Source organism: Pseudomonas sp. EA_65y_Pfl1_P113, from assembly GCF_963970525.1.
Lineage (GTDB): Bacteria > Pseudomonadota > Gammaproteobacteria > Pseudomonadales > Pseudomonadaceae > Aquipseudomonas > Aquipseudomonas tritici.
Genome location: NZ_CAXAQM010000039.1, coordinates 16,534 through 40,356 on the forward strand (window position 1 = coordinate 16,534; position 23,823 = coordinate 40,356).

At 58.9% G+C, this 23,823-nt stretch carries 21 protein-coding genes and 2 pseudogenes; 16 read left to right on the forward strand and 7 right to left on the reverse strand.

From position 1 onward, the window contains the following. Positions 1-118 precede the first annotated feature (118 nt). Positions 119-829, reverse strand: coding sequence for a tellurite resistance TerB family protein (locus AACY52_RS24495; RefSeq protein WP_065872488.1), 711 nt, complete (start codon positions 827-829; stop codon positions 119-121). Between the two features lie 191 nt (positions 830-1,020). Here AACY52_RS24495 and AACY52_RS24500 point away from each other — a divergent pair, with 191 nt between their 5' ends. From AACY52_RS24500 to AACY52_RS24535, 8 genes are all read left to right on the forward strand, one after another. Next, positions 1,021-1,932 carry a LysR family transcriptional regulator gene (locus AACY52_RS24500; RefSeq protein WP_339418205.1) on the forward strand — a complete coding sequence of 304 codons (912 nt, stop codon included), beginning with the start codon at positions 1,021-1,023 and terminating at the stop codon, positions 1,930-1,932. Between the two features lie 133 nt (positions 1,933-2,065). Further along, complete coding sequence (locus AACY52_RS24505) at positions 2,066-3,523, forward strand: gamma-aminobutyraldehyde dehydrogenase (protein WP_339418206.1); 1,458 nt, start codon at positions 2,066-2,068, stop codon at positions 3,521-3,523. A 149-nt stretch (positions 3,524-3,672) separates the two neighbouring features. Continuing rightward, positions 3,673-4,824 carry a putative ABC transporter substrate-binding protein YdcS gene (gene ydcS, locus AACY52_RS24510; protein ID WP_339418207.1) on the forward strand — a complete coding sequence of 384 codons (1,152 nt, stop codon included), beginning with the start codon at positions 3,673-3,675 and terminating at the stop codon, positions 4,822-4,824. A 138-nt stretch (positions 4,825-4,962) separates the two neighbouring features. Continuing rightward, positions 4,963-5,997 (forward strand): ABC transporter ATP-binding protein, encoded by a 1,035-nt coding sequence (locus tag AACY52_RS24515; RefSeq protein WP_339530409.1) that lies wholly within the window; start codon positions 4,963-4,965, stop codon positions 5,995-5,997. A gap of 1 nt (position 5,998) precedes the next feature. Beyond that, positions 5,999-6,928 carry an ABC transporter permease gene (locus AACY52_RS24520; RefSeq protein WP_339418209.1) on the forward strand — a complete coding sequence of 310 codons (930 nt, stop codon included), beginning with the start codon at positions 5,999-6,001 and terminating at the stop codon, positions 6,926-6,928. Further along, on the forward strand, positions 6,918-7,727 hold the full coding sequence (locus AACY52_RS24525; protein ID WP_339418211.1) for an ABC transporter permease: 810 nt from the start codon (positions 6,918-6,920) through the stop codon (positions 7,725-7,727). Before AACY52_RS24520 ends, AACY52_RS24525 begins: the two co-directional genes overlap by 11 nt. Before the next feature lie 179 nt (positions 7,728-7,906). Then, the gene (locus tag AACY52_RS24530; protein ID WP_339560864.1) at positions 7,907-9,331 is read left to right on the forward strand and encodes a gamma-aminobutyraldehyde dehydrogenase; all 1,425 of its coding nucleotides are present in this window, start codon (positions 7,907-7,909) and stop codon (positions 9,329-9,331) included. A 316-nt stretch (positions 9,332-9,647) separates the two neighbouring features. Beyond that, a complete protein-coding gene (locus AACY52_RS24535; RefSeq protein ID WP_339435873.1) occupies positions 9,648-11,273 on the forward strand; it encodes a glucan biosynthesis protein D in 1,626 nt (541 codons plus the stop codon). 49 nt (positions 11,274-11,322) lie between these two features. Here AACY52_RS24535 and AACY52_RS24540 read toward each other — a convergent pair whose 3' ends face one another. The 4 genes and pseudogenes from AACY52_RS24540 to AACY52_RS24555 all read right to left on the reverse strand — a co-directional run. Then, complete coding sequence (locus tag AACY52_RS24540) at positions 11,323-11,508, reverse strand: hypothetical protein (RefSeq protein ID WP_339418214.1); 186 nt, start codon at positions 11,506-11,508, stop codon at positions 11,323-11,325. Positions 11,509-11,782: 274 nt separating this feature from the next. Continuing rightward, positions 11,783-12,889 (reverse strand): NADH:flavin oxidoreductase/NADH oxidase, encoded by a 1,107-nt coding sequence (locus AACY52_RS24545; protein ID WP_339560865.1) that lies wholly within the window; start codon positions 12,887-12,889, stop codon positions 11,783-11,785. 126 nt (positions 12,890-13,015) lie between these two features. Then, positions 13,016-14,917: a potassium transporter Kup gene (locus AACY52_RS24550; RefSeq protein ID WP_339560866.1), complete on the reverse strand. Its 1,902-nt coding sequence runs from the start codon at positions 14,915-14,917 to the stop codon at positions 13,016-13,018. Positions 14,918-15,260: 343 nt separating this feature from the next. Continuing rightward, positions 15,261-15,769 (reverse strand): annotated as a pseudogene (locus tag AACY52_RS24555) (helix-turn-helix domain-containing protein); the annotation flags it as partial. A gap of 168 nt (positions 15,770-15,937) precedes the next feature. On the opposite strand from AACY52_RS24555, the gene AACY52_RS24560 reads away from it, so the two are divergent. From AACY52_RS24560 to tsaA, 7 genes and pseudogenes are all read left to right on the forward strand, one after another. After that, positions 15,938-16,882, forward strand: a complete 945-nt coding sequence (locus tag AACY52_RS24560; protein ID WP_339560867.1) for a fimbrial protein — start codon at positions 15,938-15,940, stop codon at positions 16,880-16,882. 395 nt (positions 16,883-17,277) lie between these two features. Then, positions 17,278-17,535, forward strand: a pseudogene (locus AACY52_RS24565) (transposase); the annotation flags it as partial. 127 nt (positions 17,536-17,662) lie between these two features. Further along, positions 17,663-18,988, forward strand: coding sequence for a 30S ribosomal protein S12 methylthiotransferase RimO (rimO, locus tag AACY52_RS24570; protein ID WP_339418220.1), 1,326 nt, complete (start codon positions 17,663-17,665; stop codon positions 18,986-18,988). Positions 18,989-19,085: 97 nt separating this feature from the next. Beyond that, on the forward strand, positions 19,086-19,559 hold the full coding sequence (locus AACY52_RS24575) for a GNAT family N-acetyltransferase (RefSeq protein WP_339418222.1): 474 nt from the start codon (positions 19,086-19,088) through the stop codon (positions 19,557-19,559). Positions 19,560-19,630: 71 nt separating this feature from the next. Then, positions 19,631-20,341, forward strand: a complete 711-nt coding sequence (locus tag AACY52_RS24580; RefSeq protein ID WP_339560868.1) for an rRNA pseudouridine synthase — start codon at positions 19,631-19,633, stop codon at positions 20,339-20,341. A gap of 68 nt (positions 20,342-20,409) precedes the next feature. Continuing rightward, complete coding sequence (locus tag AACY52_RS24585) at positions 20,410-20,871, forward strand: DUF1456 family protein (protein ID WP_049709728.1); 462 nt, start codon at positions 20,410-20,412, stop codon at positions 20,869-20,871. Between the two features lie 3 nt (positions 20,872-20,874). Continuing rightward, complete coding sequence (tsaA, locus tag AACY52_RS24590; protein WP_339560869.1) at positions 20,875-21,570, forward strand: tRNA (N6-threonylcarbamoyladenosine(37)-N6)-methyltransferase TrmO; 696 nt, start codon at positions 20,875-20,877, stop codon at positions 21,568-21,570. A 45-nt stretch (positions 21,571-21,615) separates the two neighbouring features. Here the strand turns inward: tsaA and fpr are convergent, their stop codons facing one another. After that, positions 21,616-22,395, reverse strand: a complete 780-nt coding sequence (fpr, locus tag AACY52_RS24595; RefSeq protein ID WP_003189055.1) for a ferredoxin-NADP reductase — start codon at positions 22,393-22,395, stop codon at positions 21,616-21,618. A gap of 125 nt (positions 22,396-22,520) precedes the next feature. Here fpr and AACY52_RS24600 point away from each other — a divergent pair, with 125 nt between their 5' ends. Beyond that, complete coding sequence (locus AACY52_RS24600) at positions 22,521-23,447, forward strand: LysR family transcriptional regulator (RefSeq protein WP_049709730.1); 927 nt, start codon at positions 22,521-22,523, stop codon at positions 23,445-23,447. 3 nt (positions 23,448-23,450) lie between these two features. On the opposite strand, the gene AACY52_RS24605 is transcribed toward AACY52_RS24600, so the two are convergent. Continuing rightward, positions 23,451-23,813, reverse strand: a complete 363-nt coding sequence (locus AACY52_RS24605) for a diacylglycerol kinase (protein ID WP_339418227.1) — start codon at positions 23,811-23,813, stop codon at positions 23,451-23,453. Positions 23,814-23,823: the final 10 nt, after the last annotated feature.

Consider the following 23,823-nt stretch of genomic DNA (forward strand, 5'->3'; position numbering starts at 1 on the left):
GGGGAGTATAGCTGAGCAGGTGCCCTCATTTATCAATGGGTTTTTATGCAGCGCGCACGAAATGCAAAAACACCCCGGGCTGCTAAGGCAGCCGGGGTGATTGTATTAACAAGCGCGTTTAAAGTGTGGCCTGGCGCACCTGTTTTTCCAGCTCCAACTTCAACCCAGGCTCGAGTTTAAGCTGACGGGCCAGTTCATCGAGGTAGGACTTCTCCATGAAATTCTCCTCATCCACCAGCATCACACTGGCGATGTACATTTCGGCGGCCATTTCCGGAGTGCCGGCCGCCCGCGCCACATCGGCAGGGTCCAGGGGTTTGTTCAGTTCGGCATGCAGCCAGCTTTGCAGCTCGCGGTCGTTATCCAGCTTGGTGAACTCGCCTTCGATCAGCGCGCGCTCGCGCTCGTCCACATGGCCGTCAGCCTTGGCTGCCGCGACCAGCGCCTTGAGAATGCCTTGGCTGTGTTGCTCAACCTGAGCCGGTGGCAGGCGGTCGATGGTTTGCGGCTCACCCTGGGGTGCATTGGCCTGTTGCGCTTGCCAGTTACCGTAAGCTTTGTAGGCAATCACCCCCAACGCCGCCAACCCACCGTAAGTCAGGGCCTTGCCGCCGAAATTGCGCGCCTTCTTATTGCCCAGCAACAGGCCCATCGCGCCGGCTGCCAGCGCGCCGCCACCCGCACCACCGAGCAGGCTGCCCAAGCCGCCACCGCCGAGCAAGCCGCCAAGAGCGCCTTTATCGTCCTGTTTCCGCTGGCCGCCGGCCTTGTTTTGCAACATGTCCTGGCCAGACTTGAGCAACTGATCGAGCAATCCACGGGTATTCATTCAAAGCCTCCAGACACTTGGGTTCGTAGGACCCATAGGCCTCCAGCGTAAAACTAAGAGCCAAAAAGCCTTTGCTTAGAGTGCTTCCAGATGTAACGCAGCGCTTGCGGCTTGAAGCTTGCCACTGCCCTTCGCTTAAATCGATATACACTTGAGCAAATCTATAAAAACACCCCACTGGTAATTCCAGCATGATGACCTTGCGTCAAATCCGGCACTTTATTGCCGTGGCCGAGACCGGCTCGATCTCCGCCGCCGCGCAAACTGCGTTCATTTCCCAGTCCACACTGACCCTGGCGATCCAGCAACTGGAGCAGGAAATCGGCGTAAACCTGTTCAACCGTCACGCCAAGGGCATGACACTCACGCATCAAGGCCATCAATTCCTGCGCCAGGCGCACCTGATCCTCGCCACCGTCGACAACGCCAAGCGCAGCCTGCAACAGAGCACCGACCCAGTCGCCGGGCAGTTGGTCATCGGCGTGACCAGCCTGGTGGCCGGCTATTACCTCGCAGATTTGCTGACACGATTCCAGCGCGCCTACCCCAACGTGGAAATCCGCGTGATGGAGGATGAGCGCCCGTATATCGAGCATTTGCTGGTCAGCGGCGAGATCGACGTGGGCGTGCTTATCCTGTCCAACCTCGAAGACCGTCACGCCCTGCAAACCGAAGTACTGACTCATTCGCCTCACCGGTTATGGCTGCCGGCGCAACATCCGTTGCTGGAACACGACAGCATCAACCTGGCCGATGTGGCGCGCGAGCCGTTGATTCAGTTGAACGTCGACGAAATGGGCCATAACGCCCAGCGCATGTGGACCGGTGCGGGCCTGCAGCCGCATGTGACCCTGCGTACCGCCTCCACCGAAGCCGTGCGGAGCCTGGTAGCGGCCGGCCTGGGCGTGTCGATCCAGCCGGACATGACCTACCGCCCCTGGTCCCTTGAAGGCGACATTATCGAAGCGCGGCCGATTGCCGACCTCAGCCAAACCCTCGATGTAGGCCTGGCTTGGCGCCGCGGCACGGCGCGACCGGCACTGGTCGACCCGTTCCTGACGGTTGCGCGTGAACAGCCGCACCCACGCAAGCCATCTATTTAATCGAATGCTGCATTCAGTATTTAGTATTTGTTGACCTCGCGCCTGACCTCTACTCTCAGCTCATCCATAAGAGAAAGGTCAGGTGCCTCGTAAGAGAACGCCCATGGCCATCCAAGAAAAGAGATCGCGAAAAATGTCCGGCGCGCCCACCCCGCTGCTCACTGCGTTGCTGATCGACGGCGAACTGGTCCAGGGCCAGGGTTTTGTCGAGCCGATCCTCAACCCGGCCACCGGTGAAGTACTCACCCAGATCGCCGAAGCCAGCACCGAGCAGGTGGAGGCTGCGATCCTCGCCGCCCACCGAGCCTTTACCGGCTGGTCACGCACCACGCCGCAACAACGTTCGAACATCTTGCTGGGCATCGCCGATGCCATCGAAAAACAAGCCGACTACCTGGCCCGCCTGGAATCCCTGAACTGCGGCAAGCCCTTGCACCTGGCGCGCCAGGATGACTTGAGCGCCACTGTCGATGTGTTCCGCTTCTTCGCCGGCGCCGTGCGCTGCCAGACCGGGCAACTGAGCGGCGAATACCTGCCGGGCTACACCAGCATGGTGCGCCGCGACCCCATCGGCGTCGTGGCCTCGATTGCACCGTGGAACTACCCGCTGATGATGGCCGCGTGGAAAATCGCTCCAGCCCTGGCCGCCGGTAATACGCTGGTGTTCAAACCATCGGAGCACACGCCGCTGTCGATCCTGGCGCTGGCCCCTGTGCTTAAAGAGCGCTTGCCACGCGGAGTGATCAACATTCTGTGTGGCGGCGGCGAAGGCGTCGGCAGTCATCTGGTCAGCCACCCCAAGGTGCGTATGGTGTCGCTGACCGGCGATATCGTCACCGGGCAGAAAATCCTGCAAGCGGCCTCCAAAACCCTTAAACGCACGCACCTGGAACTGGGCGGCAAAGCGCCGGTGATCGTGTGCAACGATGCTGACCTGCATGCCGTGGTCGAGGGCGTGCGTGCCTATGGTTATTACAACGCCGGCCAGGACTGCACTGCCGCGTGCCGCATCTACGCCCAGGCCGGCATTCACGACAAGTTGGTTGCCGAGCTTGGCGCAGCGGTCAGCAGCCTGCGCTTTGCCGGTAAACGCGACGCGGACAATGAACTGGGCCCGTTGATCAGCACACGCCAGCGCGACCGTGTGGCCAGTTTTGTCGAACGCGCCCTCGGCCAGCCGCATATCGAACGCATCACCGGCGCGGCTGTGCATTCCGGCGCGGGCTTCTATTACCAGCCCACCCTGCTCGCCGGCTGTAAACAGAACGATGAAATCGTGCAGCGCGAAGTGTTCGGCCCGGTAGTGACCGTGACCCGCTTTGACGAACTGGAACAGGCGGTGGACTGGGCCAACGACTCCGAATACGGCCTGGCGTCCTCTGTGTGGACCCAGAACCTGGACAAGGCCATGCAAGTGGCGGCGCGCCTGCAATACGGCTGCACTTGGATCAACAGCCATTTCATGCTGGTCAGCGAAATGCCCCACGGCGGCTTGAAGCGCTCGGGGTATGGAAAAGACCTCTCGAGTGATTCATTGCAGGACTATAGCGTTGTCAGGCACATCATGGCCCGGCACGGAAATACACTTTAGCCGCAAGGTTCAAGCTGCAAGCTCCAAGTAAATACGGATGGGTTTTTCTTGCGGCTTGCAGCTTGAAGCCAAGGGCTACGCTAAAACAAAAAACAACACGTACAACTGCTTTTACTGCCCCGACCATAATTAAAGAAGAGGGAACCCCCATGTCCGCGCATAAGACCGCACTGCTCAGTGCCCTGACCACCGCGCTGCTCGCCAGTGCCAGCCTACAGGCCGCCGAACCGCTCAAGGCCGTTGGCGCGGGTGAAGGCCAACTGGATATCGTCGCCTGGCCCGGCTATATCGAACGTGGCGAAAGCGACAAGGCCTACGACTGGGTCACAGGTTTCGAGAAGGAAACCGGCTGCAAGGTGAATGTGAAAACCGCCGCCACCTCAGACGAAATGGTCAGCCTGATGGCCAAGGGCGGGTATGACCTGGTCACCGCGTCGGGCGATGCCTCGCTGCGGCTGATCGTCGGCAAGCGGGTGCAGCCGATCAACACCGCGCTGATCCCCAATTGGAAGAACATTGACCCGCGCCTCAAGGATGCGCCGTGGTATGTGGTCGGCCAACAGACCTTCGGCACCCCGTATCAATGGGGCCCGAACGTGTTGATGTACAACACCACGGTATTCAAGACCGCCCCCACCAGCTGGAACGTGCTGTTCAACGCCCAGAACCTGCCAGACGGCAAGCCGAACAAAGGCCGCGTGCAGGCGTATGACGGCCCGATCTATATCGCCGATGCGGCGCTGTATCTCAAGTCGACCAAGCCAGAGCTGGGCATTCAAAGCCCGTATGAACTGACCGAAACCCAGTACAAGGCCGTGCTCGAAGTGTTGCGCGCCCAGCAACCGCTGATCCACCGCTACTGGCACGACACCACCGTGCAAATGAGTGACTTCAAGAACGAAGGCGTGGTCGCCTCCAGCGCCTGGCCGTACCAGGTCAACGGCTTGCAGAACGAGAAACAGCCGATCGCCTCGACCATTCCCAAAGAAGGCGCCACCGGCTGGGCGGACACCACCATGCTGCACACCGACGCCAAGCACCCGAACTGCGCCTACAAGTGGATGGACTGGTCGCTGCAGCCCAAGGTCCAGGGCGATGTCGCCGCGTGGTTCGGCTCGTTGCCGGCGGTGCCGGCGGCCTGCAAGGAAAGCGAACTGCTCGGCGCCGAGGGCTGCAAGACCAATGGGTTCGACCAGTTCGAAAAGATCGCTTTCTGGAAAACCCCGCAGTCTGAAGGCGGCAAGTTCGTGCCGTACAGCCGCTGGACCCAGGATTACATTGCGATCATGGGCGGGCGGTAATTTCTACCAAACGACATAGAACCAATGTGGGAGCGGGCTTGCTCGCGAACGCGGTTGAACAGTGACAGACATGTTGACTGACACACCGCATTCGCGAGCACGCCCGCTCCCACAGATGCTTTTTTGGAGCACCGCACCATGACACTTGCAGTCCAATTCACCCACGTTTCCCGTCAGTTCGGCGAAGTGAAAGCCGTTGACCGGGTTTCCATCGATATCCAGGACGGCGAGTTCTTTTCCATGCTCGGCCCTTCCGGCTCGGGCAAGACTACCTGCCTGCGCCTGATCGCCGGGTTCGAGCAACCGAGCGCAGGCTCGATCCGTATCCACGGCGAGGAAGCCGCCGGCTTGCCGCCGTATCAACGCGATGTAAACACTGTGTTCCAGGACTACGCGCTGTTCCCGCATATGAATGTGCGCGACAACGTCGCCTACGGCCTCAAGGTCAAGGGCGTGGGCAAGGCCGAACGCCTCAATCGCGCCGAAGAAGCCTTGGCCATGGTCGCCCTCGGCGGTTATGGCGAGCGCAAGCCGGTGCAGCTTTCCGGTGGGCAGCGTCAGCGCGTAGCCCTGGCCCGCGCCCTGGTCAATCGCCCACGCGTATTGCTGCTGGATGAGCCGCTGGGCGCACTCGACCTCAAGCTGCGTGAGCAGATGCAGAGCGAGCTGAAAAAGCTGCAACGCCAGCTCGGCATCACCTTTATTTTCGTGACTCACGACCAGACCGAAGCGCTGTCGATGTCTGACCGTGTGGCGGTGTTCAACAAGGGTCGCATCGAGCAGGTCGACACCCCGCGCAACCTGTACATGAAGCCCGCCACGGCCTTTGTCGCCGAGTTTGTCGGCACGTCCAACGTGATTCGCGGCGAACTGGCCCAGCGCCTCAGCGGCAACCCGCAGCCCTTCTCGATCCGTCCGGAGCACGTGCGTTTTGCCGAAGGCCCGCTGGGTGCCGGCGACGTGGAAGTCAGCGGTTTGCTGCACGATATCCAGTACCAGGGCAGCGCCACGCGCTATGAGCTGAAGCTGGAAAACGGCCAGACGTTGAACATCAGCCAGGCCAACAACCAGTGGCTGGACATCAGCAGTGCCCATCAGGTCGGCCAGTCCATCACCGCCCGCTGGGCGCGGGAAGCCATGACACCGCTGACCGATATCGCAGGCGAGGTGTGACATGAGCCTGGCCCTAACCCAACCACCGATGCGCAGGTTTTCCAACCTGCTGTACCGCAAGCCCAACCTCTACCTGGCGATGCTGCTGGTGCCGCCGCTGATCTGGTTCGGCGCGATCTACCTGGGTTCGTTGCTGACCCTGCTGTGGCAAGGTTTCTATACGTTTGACGACTTCACCATGGCGGTCACGCCGGACCTGACCCTGACCAACTTCGCCGCGCTGTTCCAGCCGTCGAACTTCGACATCATTGTGCGCACCTTGAGCATGGCGATTGTGGTGTCGATTGCCAGTGCGGTGATCGCGTTCCCGATTGCTTATTACATGGCGCGCTACACCACGGGCAAGACCAAAGCGTTTTTCTACGTCGCGGTAATGATGCCGATGTGGGCCAGCTACATCGTCAAGGCATATGCCTGGACATTGCTGCTGGCCAAAGGTGGCGTGGCGCAGTGGTTCGTGCAGCACTTGGGGCTGGAGCCCGTGTTGCAGCTCGTGCTGGGCATTCCCGGCGTGGGCGGCAGCACCTTGAGCACCTCGCACCTGGGGCGGTTCATGGTCTTCGTTTATATCTGGCTGCCGTTCATGATCCTGCCGATCCAGGCGTCCCTGGAGCGTTTGCCGCCGTCGCTATTGCAAGCCTCGGCTGACCTTGGGGCCAAACCGCGCCAGACGTTTATGCAGGTGATATTGCCGCTGTCGATTCCGGGGATTGCCGCCGGTTCCATCTTCACGTTCTCGCTGACCCTGGGCGATTTCATCGTGCCGCAACTGGTGGGCCCACCGGGTTACTTCGTCGGCGGCATGGTTTACGCCCAGCAAGGCGCCATCGGCAATATGCCCATGGCCGCAGCGTTCACGTTGGTGCCCATCGTGCTGATCGCGGTTTACCTGTCCATCGTCAAACGCCTGGGGGCCTTCGATGCACTCTGAAAAATCCAGTTTGAGTTTGAAGATCGCAGCCTGGGGCGGGTTGGTGTTTTTGCACTTCCCGATCCTGATCATCTTCCTCTACGCCTTCAACACCGAAGAAGCCGCGTTCAGCTTTCCGCCCCAAGGCTTTACCTTGAAGTGGTTCAGCGTGGCCTTCGCCCGGCCGGACGTGCTGGAGTCGATCAAGCTGTCCTTGCAGATCGCCGCCATCGCCACCCTGATTGCGATGGTGCTCGGCACGTTGGCGTCGGCCGCGTTGTATCGCCGCGAGTTCTTCGGCAAGCAAGGCGTGTCGTTGATGTTGATCCTGCCGATTGCGCTGCCGGGGATCATCACCGGTATCGCGCTGCTGGCGACGTTCAAGACGCTGGGCATTGAGCCGGGGATGTTCACCATTATCATCGGCCACGCGACGTTCTGCGTGGTGATTGTCTACAACAACGTCATTGCCCGCTTGCGCCGCACCTCCCACAGCCTGATCGAAGCCTCGATGGACCTGGGTGCCGACGGCTGGCAGACCTTTCGCTACATCATCATGCCCAACCTCGGCTCGGCGCTGCTGGCTGGCGGCATGCTCGCGTTTGCGCTGTCGTTCGACGAAATCATCGTCACCACCTTCACCGCCGGCCACGAGCGCACCTTGCCGCTGTGGCTGCTCAACCAGCTCAGCCGCCCACGCGATGTGCCGGTGACCAACGTGGTGGCGATGCTGGTGATGCTGGTGACGATGGTGCCTATTCTCGGGGCTTATTACCTGACGCGCGGTGGTGAAAGCGTGGCGGGGAGTGGCGGTAAATAACTTGGCGACTGGAGGAACGCGGTTTAAATGTGGGCTTGCTCGCGAATGCGGTACATCAGATACACATGTGCCGACTGACACACCGTATTCGCGAGCAAGTCGAATCGTCGCACCGCCGCTCCCACATTTAGAGCCAGTTTCTTCAGAGAAATAACACGCGTTTTTAGGAGAGCTGAACCATGCAGACCAAACTTTTGATCAACGGCCAACTGGTAGAGGGCGAAGGCCCGGCCCAGGCCGTGTTCAACCCGGCACTCGGCCGCGTACTGGTGGAGATCAAGGAAGCCAGCGAAGCCCAGGTCGACGCCGCCGTGCGCGCAGCGGATGCCGCCTTTGAAGGCTGGTCACAAACCGCGCCCAAGGATCGCTCGCTGTTGCTGCTGAAGCTGGCGGACGTGATCGAAGCCCATGGCGAAGAGCTGGCCAAGCTGGAATCGGACAACTGCGGCAAGCCTTACAGCGCCGCGCTGAACGATGAAATCCCGGCGATTGCCGACGTATTCCGCTTCTTTGCCGGCGCCAGCCGTTGCATGAGCGGCTCGGCCGGCGGTGAGTACTTGCCCGGGCACACCTCGATGATCCGCCGCGACCCGGTGGGTGTGATTGCCTCCATCGCACCGTGGAACTACCCACTGATGATGGTCGCCTGGAAAATCGCCCCGGCCCTCGCCGCAGGTAATACCGTGGTGCTCAAGCCGTCGGAACAAACCCCGCTGACCGCGTTGCGCATGGTCGAACTGGCCGCTGAAATCTTCCCGGCCGGTGTACTCAACTTGGTGTTCGGCCGTGGGCCAACCGTCGGCAGTCCACTGGTGAATCATCCGAAAGTGCGCATGGTCTCGCTGACCGGCTCCATCGCCACCGGTGCAAACATCATTTCCAGCACCGCCGACAGCGTGAAGCGCATGCACATGGAGCTGGGCGGCAAGGCGCCGGTGATCATCTTCAACGACGCCGATATCGATGCTGCCGTAGAAGGCATTCGCACCTTTGGCTTCTACAACGCCGGCCAGGATTGCACCGCTGCATGCCGGATTTATGCGCAAGCAGACATCTACGATGCGTTCGTCGAAAAGCTCGGCGCCGCGGTCGCCAGCATCAAGTACGGCTTGCAGGATGATCCCGCTACCGAACTGGGGCCGCTGATTACCGCGCAACACCGCGATCGTGTCGCCGGGTTTGTCGAACGCGCCGTGGCACAACCGCACATTCGCCTGGTCACCGGCGGCAAGGCGGTAGAAGGCAATGGTTTCTTCTTTGAGCCGACCGTGCTGGCCGACGCGCAGCAGGACGACGAAATCGTGCGTCGCGAGGTATTCGGGCCGGTGGTGTCGGTGACCAAGTTCACCGATGAAGCCCAAGTGCTGGGCTGGGCCAACGATTCGGATTACGGCCTGGCGTCATCCGTGTGGACCGCCGATGTAGGGCGCGCCCATCGTTTGGCCGCGCGCTTGCAGTACGGCTGCACCTGGGTGAACACCCACTTCATGCTGGTCAGCGAAATGCCCCACGGCGGTCAGAAACTGTCCGGCTACGGCAAGGACATGTCCCTGTACGGGTTGGAAGACTACACCACCGTTCGCCATGTGATGTTCAAGCACTGAAGCTTTTACCCCTGCGAATGCGGAGAATCAGTCGGTAGATCCTGTCACTGACACACCGCATTCGCGAGCAAGCCCGCACACATTTGATCTTCATAAAGATCAAGTACTGTGTTGGCATCAGAGCCGGAAATGTCTTGTCGCACTTGCAACTCAATCACCCCGCTATCAATCAATTTTCCTACGTCATCGAACCGCTTAAGCTATCCGGCGTCTGTTTAATGTCCGTTGCGTTTGGCCGAAGGCATGTCCGAACCGTAATTTCTGATCCGCTACGTGCCAGGAACGGCGCGGGATTTGCTCACGACAGGTTGTCTCTATGCACCGTAGGAATTTGCTCAAAGCGTCCATGGCCATTGCGGCTTACACTGGTTTGTCGGCCAGCGGCCTGCTAGCCGCCCAGGCTTGGGCCGGGAACCGTGCCGCCGATGGCAAGGCCGTGGCGTTCGATTTCGAATCGCTGAAGGCCCAGGCCAAGCAACTCGCCGGGACCGCTTACAAAGACACCAAACAAGTGCTGCCGCCCACCCTGGCGACCATGACCCCGCAGAATTTCAACGCCATCGGCTACGACGGCAACCACTCGTTGTGGAAGGAATTGAACGGCCAACTCGACGTGCAGTTCTTCCACGTCGGCATGGGATTCAAGACGCCGGTGCGTATGCACAGCGTCGACCCCAAGACCCGCGAAGCCCGCGAGGTGCATTTCCGCCCTTCGCTGTTCAACTATGAAAAAACCACGGTCGACACCAAACAGCTGACCGGCGACCTGGGTTTCTCCGGCTTCAAGCTGTTCAAGGCGCCAGAACTGGGCCGCCATGATGTACTGTCGTTTCTCGGCGCCAGCTACTTCCGCGCAGTGGATTCCAGCGGCCAGTACGGCCTCTCCGCCCGTGGCCTGGCCATCGACACCTACGCGAAAAAACGCGAGGAATTCCCTGATTTCACGCAGTTCTGGTTCGAAACCCCGGACAAGAACGCCACCCGCTTCGTGGTCTACGCCCTGCTCGACTCGCCGAGCGCCACCGGCGCCTACCGCTTTGATATCGACTGCCAGGCCAACCAGGTGGTGATGGCGATCGATGCACACATCAACGCGCGTACCGCCATCGAACAACTGGGTATCGCGCCGATGACCAGCATGTTCAGCTGCGGTACCCATGAGCGCCGCATGTGCGACACCATCCACCCGCAAATCCACGACTCGGACCGCCTGGCGATGTGGCGCGGCAATGGCGAATGGATCTGCCGCCCGCTGAACAACCCGGCCAAGCTGCAGTTCAACGCGTTTGCCGACACCGACCCCAAAGGCTTTGGCCTGGTGCAGACCGACCATGAGTTCGCCAGTTACCAGGACACCGTGGACTGGTACAGCAAACGCCCGAGCCTATGGGTCGAACCCACTACGGCCTGGGGTGAAGGCTCCATCGACCTGCTGGAAATTCCTACAACCGGCGAGACCCTCGATAACATCGTGGCCTTCTGGACCCCGAAAAAACCCGTAGCAGCCGGCGAATCACTGAACTACGGCTACAAGCTGTACTGGAGCGCCCTGCCACCGGTGAGCACGCCGTTGGCCCAGGTTGACGCGACCCGTTCAGGCATGGGTGGCTTTATCGAAGGTTGGGCGCCGGGTGAGCACTACCCTGAGGTGTGGGCGCGCCGTTTCGCCGTGGACTTCAAGGGCGGTGGCCTGGACCGCCTGCCACCCGGCACGGGGATTGAGCCAGTGGTGACGTGCTCCCATGGCCAGGTCAAGGATTTCAGCGTGCTGCTGCTGGATAACATCAAGGGCTACCGCATCCTGTTCGACTGGTACCCGACCAGCGACAGCGTAGAGCCGGTGGAACTGCGCCTGTTTATCCGTACCCAGGACCGCACCTTGAGTGAAACCTGGTTGTATCAGTACTTCCCGCCGGCACCGGACCAGCGCAAGTACAGCTGATACCGGTGGGAGCTGGCTTGCCAGCTCCCACCTTGTTTAACGACGATCCTCAGAACCGCGACACACTCTTCATCGCCCCAATCAAATAGCGCATTGCCATCTGATCGTTCTCGGTCAGGGCGCGGTACTGCGCCAGCAATTCCATTTCATCTGAGCTCAACCTTCGGCCCCGCAACGACATCCTGCGGGTCAGAAAAGACGTCACCACACCCGCTACACCATCGGACTTGGCCATGGACTGGTTCTCCTGATATCCATCGAATACTCCTGTTGCCCATTACCCGCCTCCCATGAAGCGCAATGCCTCAGTGAGCAAACCCACTGACTTCCTGGGCCAGAAATCAGGCTCACCCTAAGCGTAGAAAAAAACTGCTCTCGTGTGGGATTTTTTTAGAGTATTAACTTAAATAAATTGCTTAGGTAACAAATACCTACAGACATATCCGACACCTGCGCGCGTAAAAAAACCCACCGGGTCAGGGTGGGTTTCAGTCAGCGCCAACAGCGGATTAGTCGCGCAGATCAGACTCATGAATCGGCTGGTCGCGATGGGTCGCCCTTTGATACTGCGCCGGCCAGATCGCCTTGCGCCCGCCCAGGTCGTCGTCGGCATGCAGCGGCCAGTAAGGGTCACGCAGCAGCTCGCGTGCCAGGAAGATGATATCGGCCTGGCAGGTGCGCAGGATGTGCTCGGCCTGGGCCGGCTCGGTGATCATGCCAACGGTGCCGGTAGCCATGCCCGACTCTTGGCGCACCCGCTCGGCGAAACGGGTCTGGTAGCCGGGGCCGGTGGGGATCTCGGCATTAGCGGCCGTGCCACCGGACGATACGTCAATCAGGTCCACGCCAAGGGTTTTCAGGCGACGCGCCAGTTCCACGGTTTCGTCGGGGTTCCAGCCATCTTCCACCCAGTCGGTGGCCGACACCCGCACAAACAACGGCAGCTCCTGAGGCCAGGCTTCACGCACGGCCTCTGTGACCTGCAGCACCAGGCGGATACGGTTTTCAAACGAGCCGCCGTACCTGTCCTGACGCTGATTGCTGATCGGCGACAGGAATTGATGCAACAGGTAACCATGCGCCGCGTGGATTTCCACCACTTCAAAACCCGCGGTCAACGCACGCTTGGCGGCGGCGACAAAATCGGCGATGACTTGTTGGATCTGCCCCTCATCCAACTGTGTGGGTTGAGTGTGCTGAGGGTCGAAGGCAATCGGCGAGGGCCCTACCGGCACCCAGCCGCCCTCCTCCGCCTTGACACCGCCATGCTTGCCGATCCAGGGCCGATGGGTGCTGGCCTTGCGCCCGGCGTGAGCCAGTTGAATGCCGGCCACCGCGCCTTGGGCTGCAATAAAACGCGTGATGCGTCGCAGCGGTTCGATCTGCGCGTCGTTCCACAAGCCCAGGTCCTGGGCGGTGATGCGGCCATCAGCGGTGACAGCGGTGGCTTCGGTAAAAATCAGCCCCGCACCGCCGACCGCACGGCTACCAAGATGCACCAGGTGCCAGTCGTTGGCCAGGCCGTCGACCGCCGAATACTGGCACATCGGCGAAACCGCGATGCGATTGAGCAGGGTTAATTGGCGCAGGGTATAGGGTTCGAGCAGCTGACTCATGGCGCACCTCTTCTGGGTTCTATGGGCACTGTTCAACAGTGCTTAGAGCCTAGTCGACAACGCTGGATTGCACAGGGTTCAGAAAGAGAAGCGGGAGCCGATTACCGGCTCCCGCGTTGCAAAAGCTTACATTTCGACCTGGGTGCCCAGCTCGATCACTCGGTTTACCGGGAGTTTGAAGAAGCGCAGGTTGCCGCTGGCATTCTTCAACATGAACGCGAACAACGCCTCGCGCCAGCGCGCCATGCCCTTGATGCGAGAGGCGATCACCGTCTCGCGGCTGAGGAAGTACGTGGTGCGCATCGGGCTGAAATCCAGGTCATCCAAGTGACACAACTTCAGCGCTTCGGGCACGTCCGGCTCGTCGGTAAAACCAAAGTGCAGGATCACGCGGAAGAAGCCTTCGCCGTAGGAATCCACTTCGAAGCGCCGTGCCGCCGGCACGCGAGGAATGTCTTCGTAGACCACCGTCAGCAACACCACTTGTTCATGCAACACCTGGTTATGCAGCAGGTTGTGCAACAGCGCGTGGGGCACAGCGTCCGGGCGTGCGGTGAGAAACACGGCGGTACCCTGCACCCGGTGGGGCGGCTGGACGCGAATGCTGCTGATAAAAATCGGCAATGGCAGGCCGCCTTCGTCGAGGCGCTCCACCAGCAATTGTTTGCCGCGCTTCCAGGTGGTCATCAGCACGAACAACACAATCCCCGCCAAAACCGGGAAGGCACCGCCCTGGATGATCTTCGGCACGTTGGCAGCGAAGTAGAGCCCGTCCACCAGCAGGCAGCAGACCAAGACCGGCACGGCCAGAATCGGAGGCCATTTCCATAGCAGCAACATCACCGCCGACACCAGGATGGTGGTCATCAGCATGGTGCCGGTTACCGCCACGCCGTAAGCTGACGCCAGTGCGTTGGAGGATTCGAAACCCAGCACCAGCAGGATCACACCCACCATCAGCGACCAGTTCACCGCGCCGATGTAGATCTGGCCCTGCTCGGCACTGGAGGTGTGCTGGATATGCATCCGCGGGATGTAACCCAACTGGATCGCCTGGCGCGTCAACGAGAACGCACCGGAAATCACTGCCTGGGACGCAATCACCGTGGCCAGGGTGGACAACACCACCAGCGGGATCAACGCCCAGCTGGGTGCCAGCAGGTAGAACGGGTTACGCGCGGCTTCCGGGTCACCCAGCAGCATCGCGCCCTGGCCGAAATAATTGAGTACCAGCGCCGGCAGCACCAGCATGAACCAGGCGCGGGCAATGGGTTTGCGGCCGAAGTGGCCCATGTCGGCGTACAGTGCTTCGGCGCCGGTCAGTGCCAGCACCACCGCGCCAAGGATAGCCACGCCAATGCCCGGGTGAGCCTCGAAGAATCGCACCGCCCACATCGGGTTCATGGCACTGAGCACCTCAGGATGCAGGGTGATGCCATACACACCGAGACCGCCCAGGACCAGGAACCAGGTCACCATCACAGGCCCAAACAGCTTGCCGATGTGGTCAGTGCCGTGCTTTTGGATCAGGAACAAGGCCACCAGCACGACAAGGGCGATGGGCACGACCCATTTTTCCAAGCCGTCGAACGCCAGCTCCAGGCCTTCGATCGCCGATAACACGGAAATCGCCGGGGTGATCATGCTGTCGCCGTAGAACAGCGCCGCGCCGCACAGGCCACACACCACCAGGAAGCTGCGCAGCTTCTTGCGCTCCCCCGCCGCCCGTCGCGCCAGTGCAGTCAGGGCCATGATGCCGCCCTCGCCTTGGTTGTCGGCGCGCAGCACAAACAGCATGTATTTGATCGAAACGACCCAGATCAGCGACCAGAAGATCAGCGCCAGGATCCCCAACACACCGTCATGGTTGACCTGAACCCCATAGCCGCCGCTGAACACCTCTTTAAGGGTGTAGAGCGGGCTGGTCCCGATATCGCCGTAAACCACCCCGACCGCTGCCACCAGCATGCCAATCGGCTTTGCGGTGGAATGCTCGGCGCCTGCCGCCGGACTACTTGCCTGACCCATCAACCACTCCTGCCCTTCTGACCTGCGGTCTTTATAAACAACGCCTCTAAGCGGACCCTAGCATGCGCTGTTTTACTTCTCGTAACAGACGTTTTGTTGACCTTAGGATTTTACCTACGCGCAACGGCGCGAAGCATAGCGCAGCACTCGTCGCTTTTCGCTGCATAAAGCTGGTCAAGTGCGCTGCCCGTCGCTAGAATTGCGCACTTTTTGATCAGAGGCACACTTCAAGTGCCCATCCGTTGTCTCGTCGTGCACGACCGGCAGCGTCATTCAATACCGAGGTTAGACATGTCCACCACCATCGCAAAAGCCAACCCCAAGGTTGGCTTTTTTTCCCTGGGTTGTCCGGGGGACTCAGATAGAATCCGACCACATCAATGACCTTTTCGGCGAAGTGCGGATCATTGCTGACCTTGAATGTCTTCAGTAGGTGCGATTTGAGATCGGGCGCCGCCCAGATTTGTCGAACTCGCCAGGTGGTAACGTGCGCGTATTTGGCCATCAACCGAACGCTCCAATGCGTTGCCTCCTTCGAAACCCGCTGAGTTGTCAAGATCAGGATTTATTTGACTTTCTCAGCGCCCGGTTTCAAGGGCTGACCGCTACGCGGAAGGTCGCTCAGCCCCCTCGATTTCCTACTCAAGGTAGCGTTTTTTGCCACTTGAACACCGTCGGCGAAGTGATCTGTAGCTCCCCACAGATGGCCATGGGCGTCACCCCGTCAGCGAGCAAAAGGAGTATCCGCGCCCACCGACCGAGGCTTTGCTCCAGCGTACTCATGCGCAACCAACCTTGAAGCGTAATTACGTCGGCGAGTTGCAGTGCAAAAGGAGCAACTGGTCGAGGCATGCGTGGAACCATCTCGAGGCGAGGGGCACACAGTATATCTTTACACGCTAGAAAATGAACTAACCGCTCACGACACTAGCCGGACTCTTTAAGAAACGTCTTATTCGCCCCTCACCAAAAAAACCATAAAATACAATCCAATTTTTATAAAAGACGCTGCACCCCACTATGAAAATTAAAAATTTATTACTACTGTTTTTTATCTGCAGCACAACAACGAATGCAATCGCAGCAACATGCCAATTCTACCCAGGCAGCTCTGCCTTTACGAATAACATCACACTACCCCAAACTGCATCGATACCTAGAGACGCACCTGACGGCCAAATCATATATGAAAGCTCGCCAATTACAATCACCAATCAGGACAAATACATTTGCGCCGCCCCATATTTGCTAGGGACCAAGAATTACTTGGGTAAGGACGTGCCCGGAAGCATACAGCCTATTGGAGACACCGGTATTGGGTGGCAATGGATTCATGACGGAGAAGCATATAACGGAGTGGCAAGCAATTATATTAGACCCGACTTCGGAAGCGCAATTTATTTCACAGGCGCATCTTTCGCGTTAAGATTTGTAAAAATAGGAGCGATAAAAAATAACGCTCGAATACCTGCTGGAGAAATTGGAGCACTCCAAAGAGGGACGATTTTTCCGGTTACACTCACAACCAATGGAATGTCTATAGTAGTACCCTCATGCGAAACGCCCGATGTAACTGTGGACATGGGAAGCATGGACTTGAGTCAAATTTTCCACAACGATGCGTCGAAGCGCTTCAACATAAAACTCAACAACTGTCCAGCCGGCATCCAAAAAGTAAATTACAAACTTATCGCAACATCAACAGCACCTGCGATAGATCCAACTTCAGGAATTATTAACCTAAATTCCACTTCAACTGCCAAAGGCATTGCGTTGCAACTAATGGACAGTAGCGAGCAACCAATAAATCTCAACTTAACACATGCATTCAACGACTACTCAAATGGCGGGGGAAATTTCGAAATCCCCATGTTCGCACGATACTTTAGGAAAGCAGGAGGAACTGGAGAAATAAAAGCTGGAACCGCAAACTCGGAGATCACTTTCATTATGAGTTACTTATAAATTCGCTCAGTTACCTTATCACATAAAACGACTTAAAGAGCCCTCTATCATGCCTATCGTAATCCAACCTAAAGAGCTGAAAGACCCTATTTTTTGCGACTTCTAACGAAATAGCGGAACTCGTGAGAAAAAAACCTCATTGTTCGTCAGCCGTGTTGATCCATGTGTATGGATGGCAAACTGCGAATTCATCAAGTCGAACAAGTCAAGCAGATCGCTTAGTATCGTCAATACATTTACCTCCTCAGATTCTATCCAACTCTTAGGCGCGACTAGACGCTGGGCCATTATCGCCACGCTTGTCCGCGTACCTAGAATTCTCTGATCCATATGTAGTGGTCGAATGAAACCGGACACTCATTTAGACGAGAATGCTCGCAAGATCGAGGTGTCAAATGACCAAACAACGCCGTACCCTTTCTGCTGAATTCAAACGCGAGGCTGCCGACTTCGTACTCAGGCAAAACTACAGCTACATCGAAGCCAGCCCTTCACTCGGTATTGGCGAGTCAGCGTTGCGCCGCAGGGTTGACCAGGTTCAGAAAGAGCGCCAAGGCGTCACTCCGCAGAGCAAGGCGCTGACCCCAGAGCAGCAGAAAATTCAGGAGCTGGAAACCCGGATCGCCCGGCTTGAGCGAGAAAAATCCATACTAACTTCAGTCTCTCCATACGCGCTAACAATACTCATTAGCAACAATTGTTTTTGCGCATTATTTGATCAACGCTTAGAATCGCGCGCCACGAATTTCGACCAGGGCTAACCCTGCAGGCTGTGAGTATATGAGTAATAATCCACGTGTAGGGTTTGTGTCGCTAGGGTGCCCGAAGGCTCTGGTTGACTCCGAGCGCATCCTCACGCAACTGCGCATGGAAGGCTATGACGTTGTGTCCACTTACCAGGACGCTGACGTGGTGGTGGTCAACACCTGCGGCTTCATCGATTCGGCCAAGGCTGAGTCGCTGGAGGTGATCGGCGAGGCGATCAAAGAGAACGGCAAGGTCATCGTCACCGGTTGCATGGGCGTGGAAGAAGGCAATATCCGTAATGTGCACCCAAGCGTGCTCGCGGTGACCGGCCCGCAGCAGTACGAGCAGGTGGTCAACGCCGTGCACCAAGTGGTGCCGCCACGCCAGGACCACAACCCGCTGATCGACCTGGTGCCGCCGCAAGGCATCAAGCTGACCCCGCGCCACTACGCGTACCTGAAGATATCCGAGGGCTGCAACCACAGCTGCAGCTTCTGCATCATCCCGTCGATGCGCGGCAAACTGGTGAGCCGCCCGGTCGGTGATGTGCTTGACGAAGCCCAGCGCCTGGTCAAATCCGGTGTGAAAGAGCTGCTGGTGATCTCCCAGGACACCAGTGCCTACGGCGTCGACGTGAAATACCGCACCGGTTTCTGGAACGGCGCGCCGGTCAAAACCCGCATGACCGAACTCTGCGAAGCCTTGAGCAGCCTGGGTGTGTGGGTGCGCCTGCACTACGTTTACCCGTACCCGCACGTGGACGAGCTGATCCCGTTGATGGCCGCCGGCAAGATCCTGCCGTACCTGGACATCCCGTTCCAGCACGCCAGCCCGAAAGTGCTCAAGGCCATGAAGCGCCCGGCGTTCGAGGACAAGACCCTGGCGCGCATCAAGAACTGGCGCGAGGTCTGCCCGGAGCTGATCATCCGTTCGACCTTCATCGTCGGCTTCCCCGGCGAAACCGAAGAAGACTTCCAGTACCTGCTGGACTGGCTGACAGAAGCCCAACTGGATCGCGTCGGCTGCTTCCAGTATTCGCCGGTTGAAGGCGCCCCGGCGAACCTGCTGGACCTGGCCGTCGTGCCGGACGACGTCAAGCAGGACCGTTGGGAGCGTTTCATGGCTCACCAGCAAGCTATCAGCTCGGCGCGCCTGCAACTGCGCATCGGCAAGGAAATCGAAGTGCTGATCGACGAAGTCGACGAGCAAGGCGCGGTTGGCCGCTGCTTCTTCGATGCGCCGGAAATCGATGGTAACGTGTTTATCGACGATGCCAACGGTTTGAAGCCGGGTGACAAGGTCTGGTGCACCGTGACGGACGCCGACGAGTACGATTTGTGGGCTGAAAAGCGCGACTGATCGGCGACAAAATCAAAAGCCCTGCATCTGATCAAGATGTGGGGCTTTTTTAGGTCTATCGTTTGCCCATCGCCCATCACTGGCAGGAAGCAGCGGCATGCGTCAGCATTCGGTTATCCATACCCCCAAAACCAGCGATTATCAAAAACTGACTGAAATCTGGGAGTCCTCAGTGCGGGCCACCCACGATTTTTTGCCGGACAGCTACATCGAGCGGCTGAGGCATCTGGTGCTGACCCATTATCTGGACACGGTGATGCTGATCTGCACCAAGGACTCGCACCAATGCATCACCGGGTTCGCTGGCGTGGCCGCGGGCAAGGTCGAAATGCTGTTTATCGACCCGCAGCGCCGCGGCCAGGGCCTTGGCCGGCAATTGCTGCGCTATGCCATTGAACGCATGAACGCCGACGAACTCGAGGTGAACGAACAGAACCCCCAGGCCCTGGGCTTTTACCTCAAGCAAGGCTTCGAGGTAGTCGGACGCACGGAGCATGATGGCCTCGGCCAGCCTTATCCGTTGCTGCGTCTGCGTTTGCGCCAGGCGCAACAACAGGCCCGCCAGGGTTAAATGAAATAGGGCCGGGATTAACCGGCTCCAGGCAGGTACAATAGCCGCCCCCTTTTGTTACGGCCCTTGTCATGACTGACCCCATACGCCTCTCCAAACGTCTAATCGAACTGGTCGGTTGCTCCCGTCGGGAGGCTGAGCTGTTCATTGAAGGCGGCTGGGTCTCGGTGGACGGTGAAGTGATTGACGAGCCGCAGTTCAAGGTCACCACCCAGACGGTCGAACTCGACCCCGAGGCCAAGGCCACCGTGCCTGAGCCGGTGACCATCCTGCTGCACGCCCCTGTGGGCGTGGAGACCGAAACGGCCATGGCGTCGATTAGCGCCGAAACACTCTCGGAAGAACACCGCTTTAGCAAGCGCCCGCTCAAGGGCCATTTCCTGCGCCTGACCGCCAGCGCCGACCTTCAAGCCAAGGCCAGCGGCCTTCTGGTGTTTACCCAGGATTGGAAGATCCTACGCAAGCTGACCGCCGATGCCGCCAAGATCGAGCAGGAATACGTGGTGGAAGTCGAAGGTGACATGGTTGCCCACGGCCTCAACCGCCTGAACCACGGCCTGACATACAAAGGCAAGGAACTGCCGGCCGTCAAAGCCAGCTGGCAGAACGAAAACCGCCTGCGTTTTGCAATGAAAAACCCGCAGCCGGGTGTAATCGCGCTGTTTTGCGAAGCGGTTGGCCTCAAGGTCATCGCCATTCGTCGTATCCGCATCGGCGGCGTGTCCATCGGCAAAGTGCCGGTTGGCCAATGGCGTTACCTGTCCGGCAAAGAGAAGTTCTAAGCCGCTCCCCTATTATCGACACCGCCTGCCTGGGCGGTGTCCACCGTTGAAAACCAGGATTGCCCACCATGATTCACAATGACGTACTGCGCAGCGTGCGCTACATGCTCGACATCAGCGACAACAAGATGGTCGAGATCACCAAGCTCGGCGGCATGGACGTAACCAAGGAAGACCTGCTGACCTACCTCAAGAAGGATGAGGAAGAAGGTTTCGTGTTCTGCCCGGATGAAGTCATGGCGCACTTCCTTGATGGCCTGGTGATCTTCAAGCGCGGCAAGGACGAAAGCCGTCCGCCGCAGCCGATTGAAACCCCGATCACCAACAACATCATCCTCAAGAAGCTGCGCGTGGCCTTTGAACTGAAGGAAGACGACATGCACGCCATCCTCAAGGCGGCCGAGTTCCCGGTGTCCAAGCCTGAGTTGAGCGCGCTGTTCCGCAAGTTCGGCCACACCAACTACCGGACCTGCGGTGACCAGTTGCTGCGCAACTTCCTCAAGGGCCTGACCCTGCGGGTTCGTGCGTAAGCCATGAATTACCACGTCTCGCCCGTCGGTTTCGTGCGCTCCTGCTTCAAGGAGAAGTTCGCGATCCCGCGCCAACCGCAGCTGGCACCCGCCGCGCGGGGCGTGCTGGAATTGGTGGCGCCGTTCGACGGGGGTGAGGCGGTGCAGGGCCTGGAGCAGGTCAGCCATGTGTGGCTGTTGTTTCTGTTCCACCAGGCCCTGGAAGACAAGCCACGCCTGAAAGTGCGCCCGCCGCGCTTGGGTGGCAACACCTCCATGGGCGTGTTTGCTACCCGCGCGACTCATCGCCCCAATGGTATTGGCCAGTCGGTGGTGAAACTGGACAGGGTCGAGCCAGGGCGATTGTGGATTTCCGGGATAGACCTGCTTGATGGCACGCCGGTACTGGATATCAAACCGTATGTGCCGTATGCCGACATTGTCGACACGGCCACCAACGGGATCGCCAGCGCTGCGCCGCAGCTGATTCCCGTGCAATGGCTGAAGACTGCGCTGCATCAGGCGCAGAGCCACGCTCAGCGCTTGGATGAGCCGCTGGTGGCGTTGATTGAACAGTGCCTGGCGCAGGACCCGCGGCCGGCGTATCAGACGCCGGGGCCGGAGCGACAGTACGGCGCGCAGTTCTGGGATGTGGATGTGCGTTGGCACTATCCCGAGGCTGGGCTGATTTGTGTGTTGGAAGTGCTTCCAGCCAACTGAAGAAACCGGAAGCATTTTTTGATCTGTGTTTTTACTAACCCAGTATCACTTCTCGACGAACGCGCGCTCGATCAGGTAATCACCTGGCTCACGCATGCGTGGCGACACTTTCAGGCCGAAGCTGTTCAACACCTCACTGGTTTCATCCAGCATGCTCGGGCTGCCGCACAGCATGGCGCGGTCGTCCTCGGGGTTGATCGGTGGCAGGCCGATGTCGCTGAACAACTTACCGCTGCGCATCAGGTCGGTCAGGCGGCCTTCGTTTTCGAAAGGCTCGCGCGTCACGGTTGGGTAGTAGATCAACTTGTCACGCAGGGCCTCGCCGAAGAATTCGTTCTGCGGCAGGTGCTCGGTGATGAATTCGCGGTAAGCGACTTCGTTGACGTAACGCACGCCGTGGCACAGGATCACTTTTTCAAAGCGCTCGTAGGTTTCCGGGTCCTGGATCACGCTCATGAACGGAGCAAGGCCGGTACCGGTGCTGAGCAGGTACAAGTGTTTGCCCGGCTTCAAATCGTCAAGCACGAGGGTGCCTGTCGGTTTCTTGCTGATGATGATCTCGTCGCCTTCCTTCAAGTGCTGCAACTGGGAAGTCAGCGGGCCATCTGGCACCTTGATACTGAAGAACTCCAGATGCTCTTCCCAGTTCGGGCTGGCAATGGAGTAAGCGCGCATGAGCGGGCGGCCGTTGGGCTGTTGCAGGCCGATCATCACGAACTGACCGTTCTCGAAGCGCAGGCCCGGATCACGGGTGCACTTGAAGCTGAACAGAGTGTCGTTCCAGTGATGAACACTGAGGACACGCTCGTGGTTCATGTTGCTCATGTACGGGGGACTCCTGGAAATGGGTCTGCGCCAAAGGTGTAGATGCGCAATTGCACAGCATTCTAATGGCGGCGACAATATCTGTTAACTGGATTATTAAGATAAGGGTTATCGGTTATATCGATATGCGATTTACTCTCCGTCAACTGCAAGTCTTCGTCGCCGTCGCCCAGCAGGAAAGCGTCTCCCGCGCTGCTGGCCTTCTGGCCTTATCTCAATCCGCCGCCAGCACCTCGATCACCGAACTGGAGCGTCAATCCAGCTGCCAATTATTCGACCGTGCGGGCAAGCGCCTGAGCCTCAACGCCCTCGGTCATCAGCTGTTGCCCCAGGCCGTAGCGCTTTTGGACCAGGCCAAGGAGATCGAGGATCTGCTTAACGGCAAGTCCGGTTTTGGCTCCCTGGCGGTCGGCGCCACCCTGACCATCGGAAATTACCTCGCCACGCTGCTGATCGGCAGCTTTATGCAGCAACATCCCGAGAGCCAGGTGAAGCTGCATGTGCAGAACACTGCACATATCGTGCACCAAGTCGCGCACTACGAAATTGACTTGGGTCTAATCGAAGGCGATTGCAGCCACCCGGACATCGAGGTGCAAACCTGGGTGGAAGATGAGCTGGTGGTGTTTTGTGCGCCGCAGCATCACCTGGCCAAGCGTGGCGTGGCGACCATGGCAGAGTTGACTCATGAAGCCTGGATTTTGCGCGAACAAGGCTCAGGCACGCGCTTGACGTTTGACCAGGCCATGCGCCATCACCGCAGCGCGCTGAATATCCGCCTGGAGCTGGAACACACTGAGGCCATCAAACGGGCGGTGGAGTCAGGGTTGGGGATTGGCTGTATTTCGCGGCTGGCGCTGCGCGACGCGTTCCGACGTGGCAGTTTGGTGCCGGTGGAAACCCCGGACCTGGACCTGGCCCGGCAGTTCTACTTCATCTGGCATAAACAGAAGTACCAGACCTCAGCGATGCGCGAGTTCCTGGAACTTTGCCGGGCCTTTACCGCTGGAGTCCAGCGCAGCGACGAGATCGTGCTGCCGAGCATTGCCTGAGCCTTAGATCAGGATCACAGCCCACACCAGCGTGATCATGGTCAACGCGACAAACTGCGCAGCGCTGCCCATGTCCTTGGCGTTTTTCGACAGCGGGTGGCGGTCCAGGGAGATGCGGTCGATGGCGGCTTCAACCGCCGAGTTGAGCAGCTCGACGATCAAGGCCAGCAGGCACACGGCGATCAACAACGCGCGTTCGACGCGGCTGACAGTCAGGAAAAAGCTCAGCGGGATCAGGATGACGTTCAGCAACACCAACTGGCGGAATGCTGCCTCGCCTGTGAAGGCCGCGCGCAGGCCATCCAGGGAATAACCCCCTGCATTAAAGATACGCTTGATACCGGTTTGACCCTTGAAAGGCGACATAGACGTAGGC

What these genes read in the sequence shown, in the direction of transcription:
- AACY52_RS24600 (WP_049709730.1), top strand. Translation starts at nt 22,521, where the DNA reads ATGCGATTTACTCTCCGTCAACTGCAAGTCTTCGTCGCCGTCGCCCAG.
- tsaA (WP_339560869.1), top strand. Translation starts at nt 20,875, where the DNA reads ATGAATTACCACGTCTCGCCCGTCGGTTTCGTGCGCTCCTGCTTCAAG.
- AACY52_RS24500 (WP_339418205.1), top strand. Translation starts at nt 1,021, where the DNA reads ATGATGACCTTGCGTCAAATCCGGCACTTTATTGCCGTGGCCGAGACC.
- AACY52_RS24495 (WP_065872488.1), bottom strand. Translation starts at nt 829, where the DNA reads ATGAATACCCGTGGATTGCTCGATCAGTTGCTCAAGTCTGGCCAGGAC.
- AACY52_RS24515 (WP_339530409.1), top strand. Translation starts at nt 4,963, where the DNA reads ATGACACTTGCAGTCCAATTCACCCACGTTTCCCGTCAGTTCGGCGAA.
- fpr (WP_003189055.1), bottom strand. Translation starts at nt 22,395, where the DNA reads ATGAGCAACATGAACCACGAGCGTGTCCTCAGTGTTCATCACTGGAAC.
- AACY52_RS24575 (WP_339418222.1), top strand. Translation starts at nt 19,086, where the DNA reads ATGCGTCAGCATTCGGTTATCCATACCCCCAAAACCAGCGATTATCAA.
- ydcS (WP_339418207.1), top strand. Translation starts at nt 3,673, where the DNA reads ATGTCCGCGCATAAGACCGCACTGCTCAGTGCCCTGACCACCGCGCTG.
- AACY52_RS24545 (WP_339560865.1), bottom strand. Translation starts at nt 12,889, where the DNA reads ATGAGTCAGCTGCTCGAACCCTATACCCTGCGCCAATTAACCCTGCTC.
- rimO (WP_339418220.1), top strand. Translation starts at nt 17,663, where the DNA reads ATGAGTAATAATCCACGTGTAGGGTTTGTGTCGCTAGGGTGCCCGAAG.
- AACY52_RS24585 (WP_049709728.1), top strand. Translation starts at nt 20,410, where the DNA reads ATGATTCACAATGACGTACTGCGCAGCGTGCGCTACATGCTCGACATC.
- AACY52_RS24505 (WP_339418206.1), top strand. Translation starts at nt 2,066, where the DNA reads ATGTCCGGCGCGCCCACCCCGCTGCTCACTGCGTTGCTGATCGACGGC.
- AACY52_RS24535 (WP_339435873.1), top strand. Translation starts at nt 9,648, where the DNA reads ATGCACCGTAGGAATTTGCTCAAAGCGTCCATGGCCATTGCGGCTTAC.
- AACY52_RS24580 (WP_339560868.1), top strand. Translation starts at nt 19,631, where the DNA reads ATGACTGACCCCATACGCCTCTCCAAACGTCTAATCGAACTGGTCGGT.
- AACY52_RS24520 (WP_339418209.1), top strand. Translation starts at nt 5,999, where the DNA reads ATGAGCCTGGCCCTAACCCAACCACCGATGCGCAGGTTTTCCAACCTG.
- AACY52_RS24540 (WP_339418214.1), bottom strand. Translation starts at nt 11,508, where the DNA reads ATGGCCAAGTCCGATGGTGTAGCGGGTGTGGTGACGTCTTTTCTGACC.
- AACY52_RS24550 (WP_339560866.1), bottom strand. Translation starts at nt 14,917, where the DNA reads ATGGGTCAGGCAAGTAGTCCGGCGGCAGGCGCCGAGCATTCCACCGCA.
- AACY52_RS24525 (WP_339418211.1), top strand. Translation starts at nt 6,918, where the DNA reads ATGCACTCTGAAAAATCCAGTTTGAGTTTGAAGATCGCAGCCTGGGGC.
- AACY52_RS24560 (WP_339560867.1), top strand. Translation starts at nt 15,938, where the DNA reads ATGAAAATTAAAAATTTATTACTACTGTTTTTTATCTGCAGCACAACA.
- AACY52_RS24530 (WP_339560864.1), top strand. Translation starts at nt 7,907, where the DNA reads ATGCAGACCAAACTTTTGATCAACGGCCAACTGGTAGAGGGCGAAGGC.
- AACY52_RS24605 (WP_339418227.1), bottom strand. Translation starts at nt 23,813, where the DNA reads ATGTCGCCTTTCAAGGGTCAAACCGGTATCAAGCGTATCTTTAATGCA.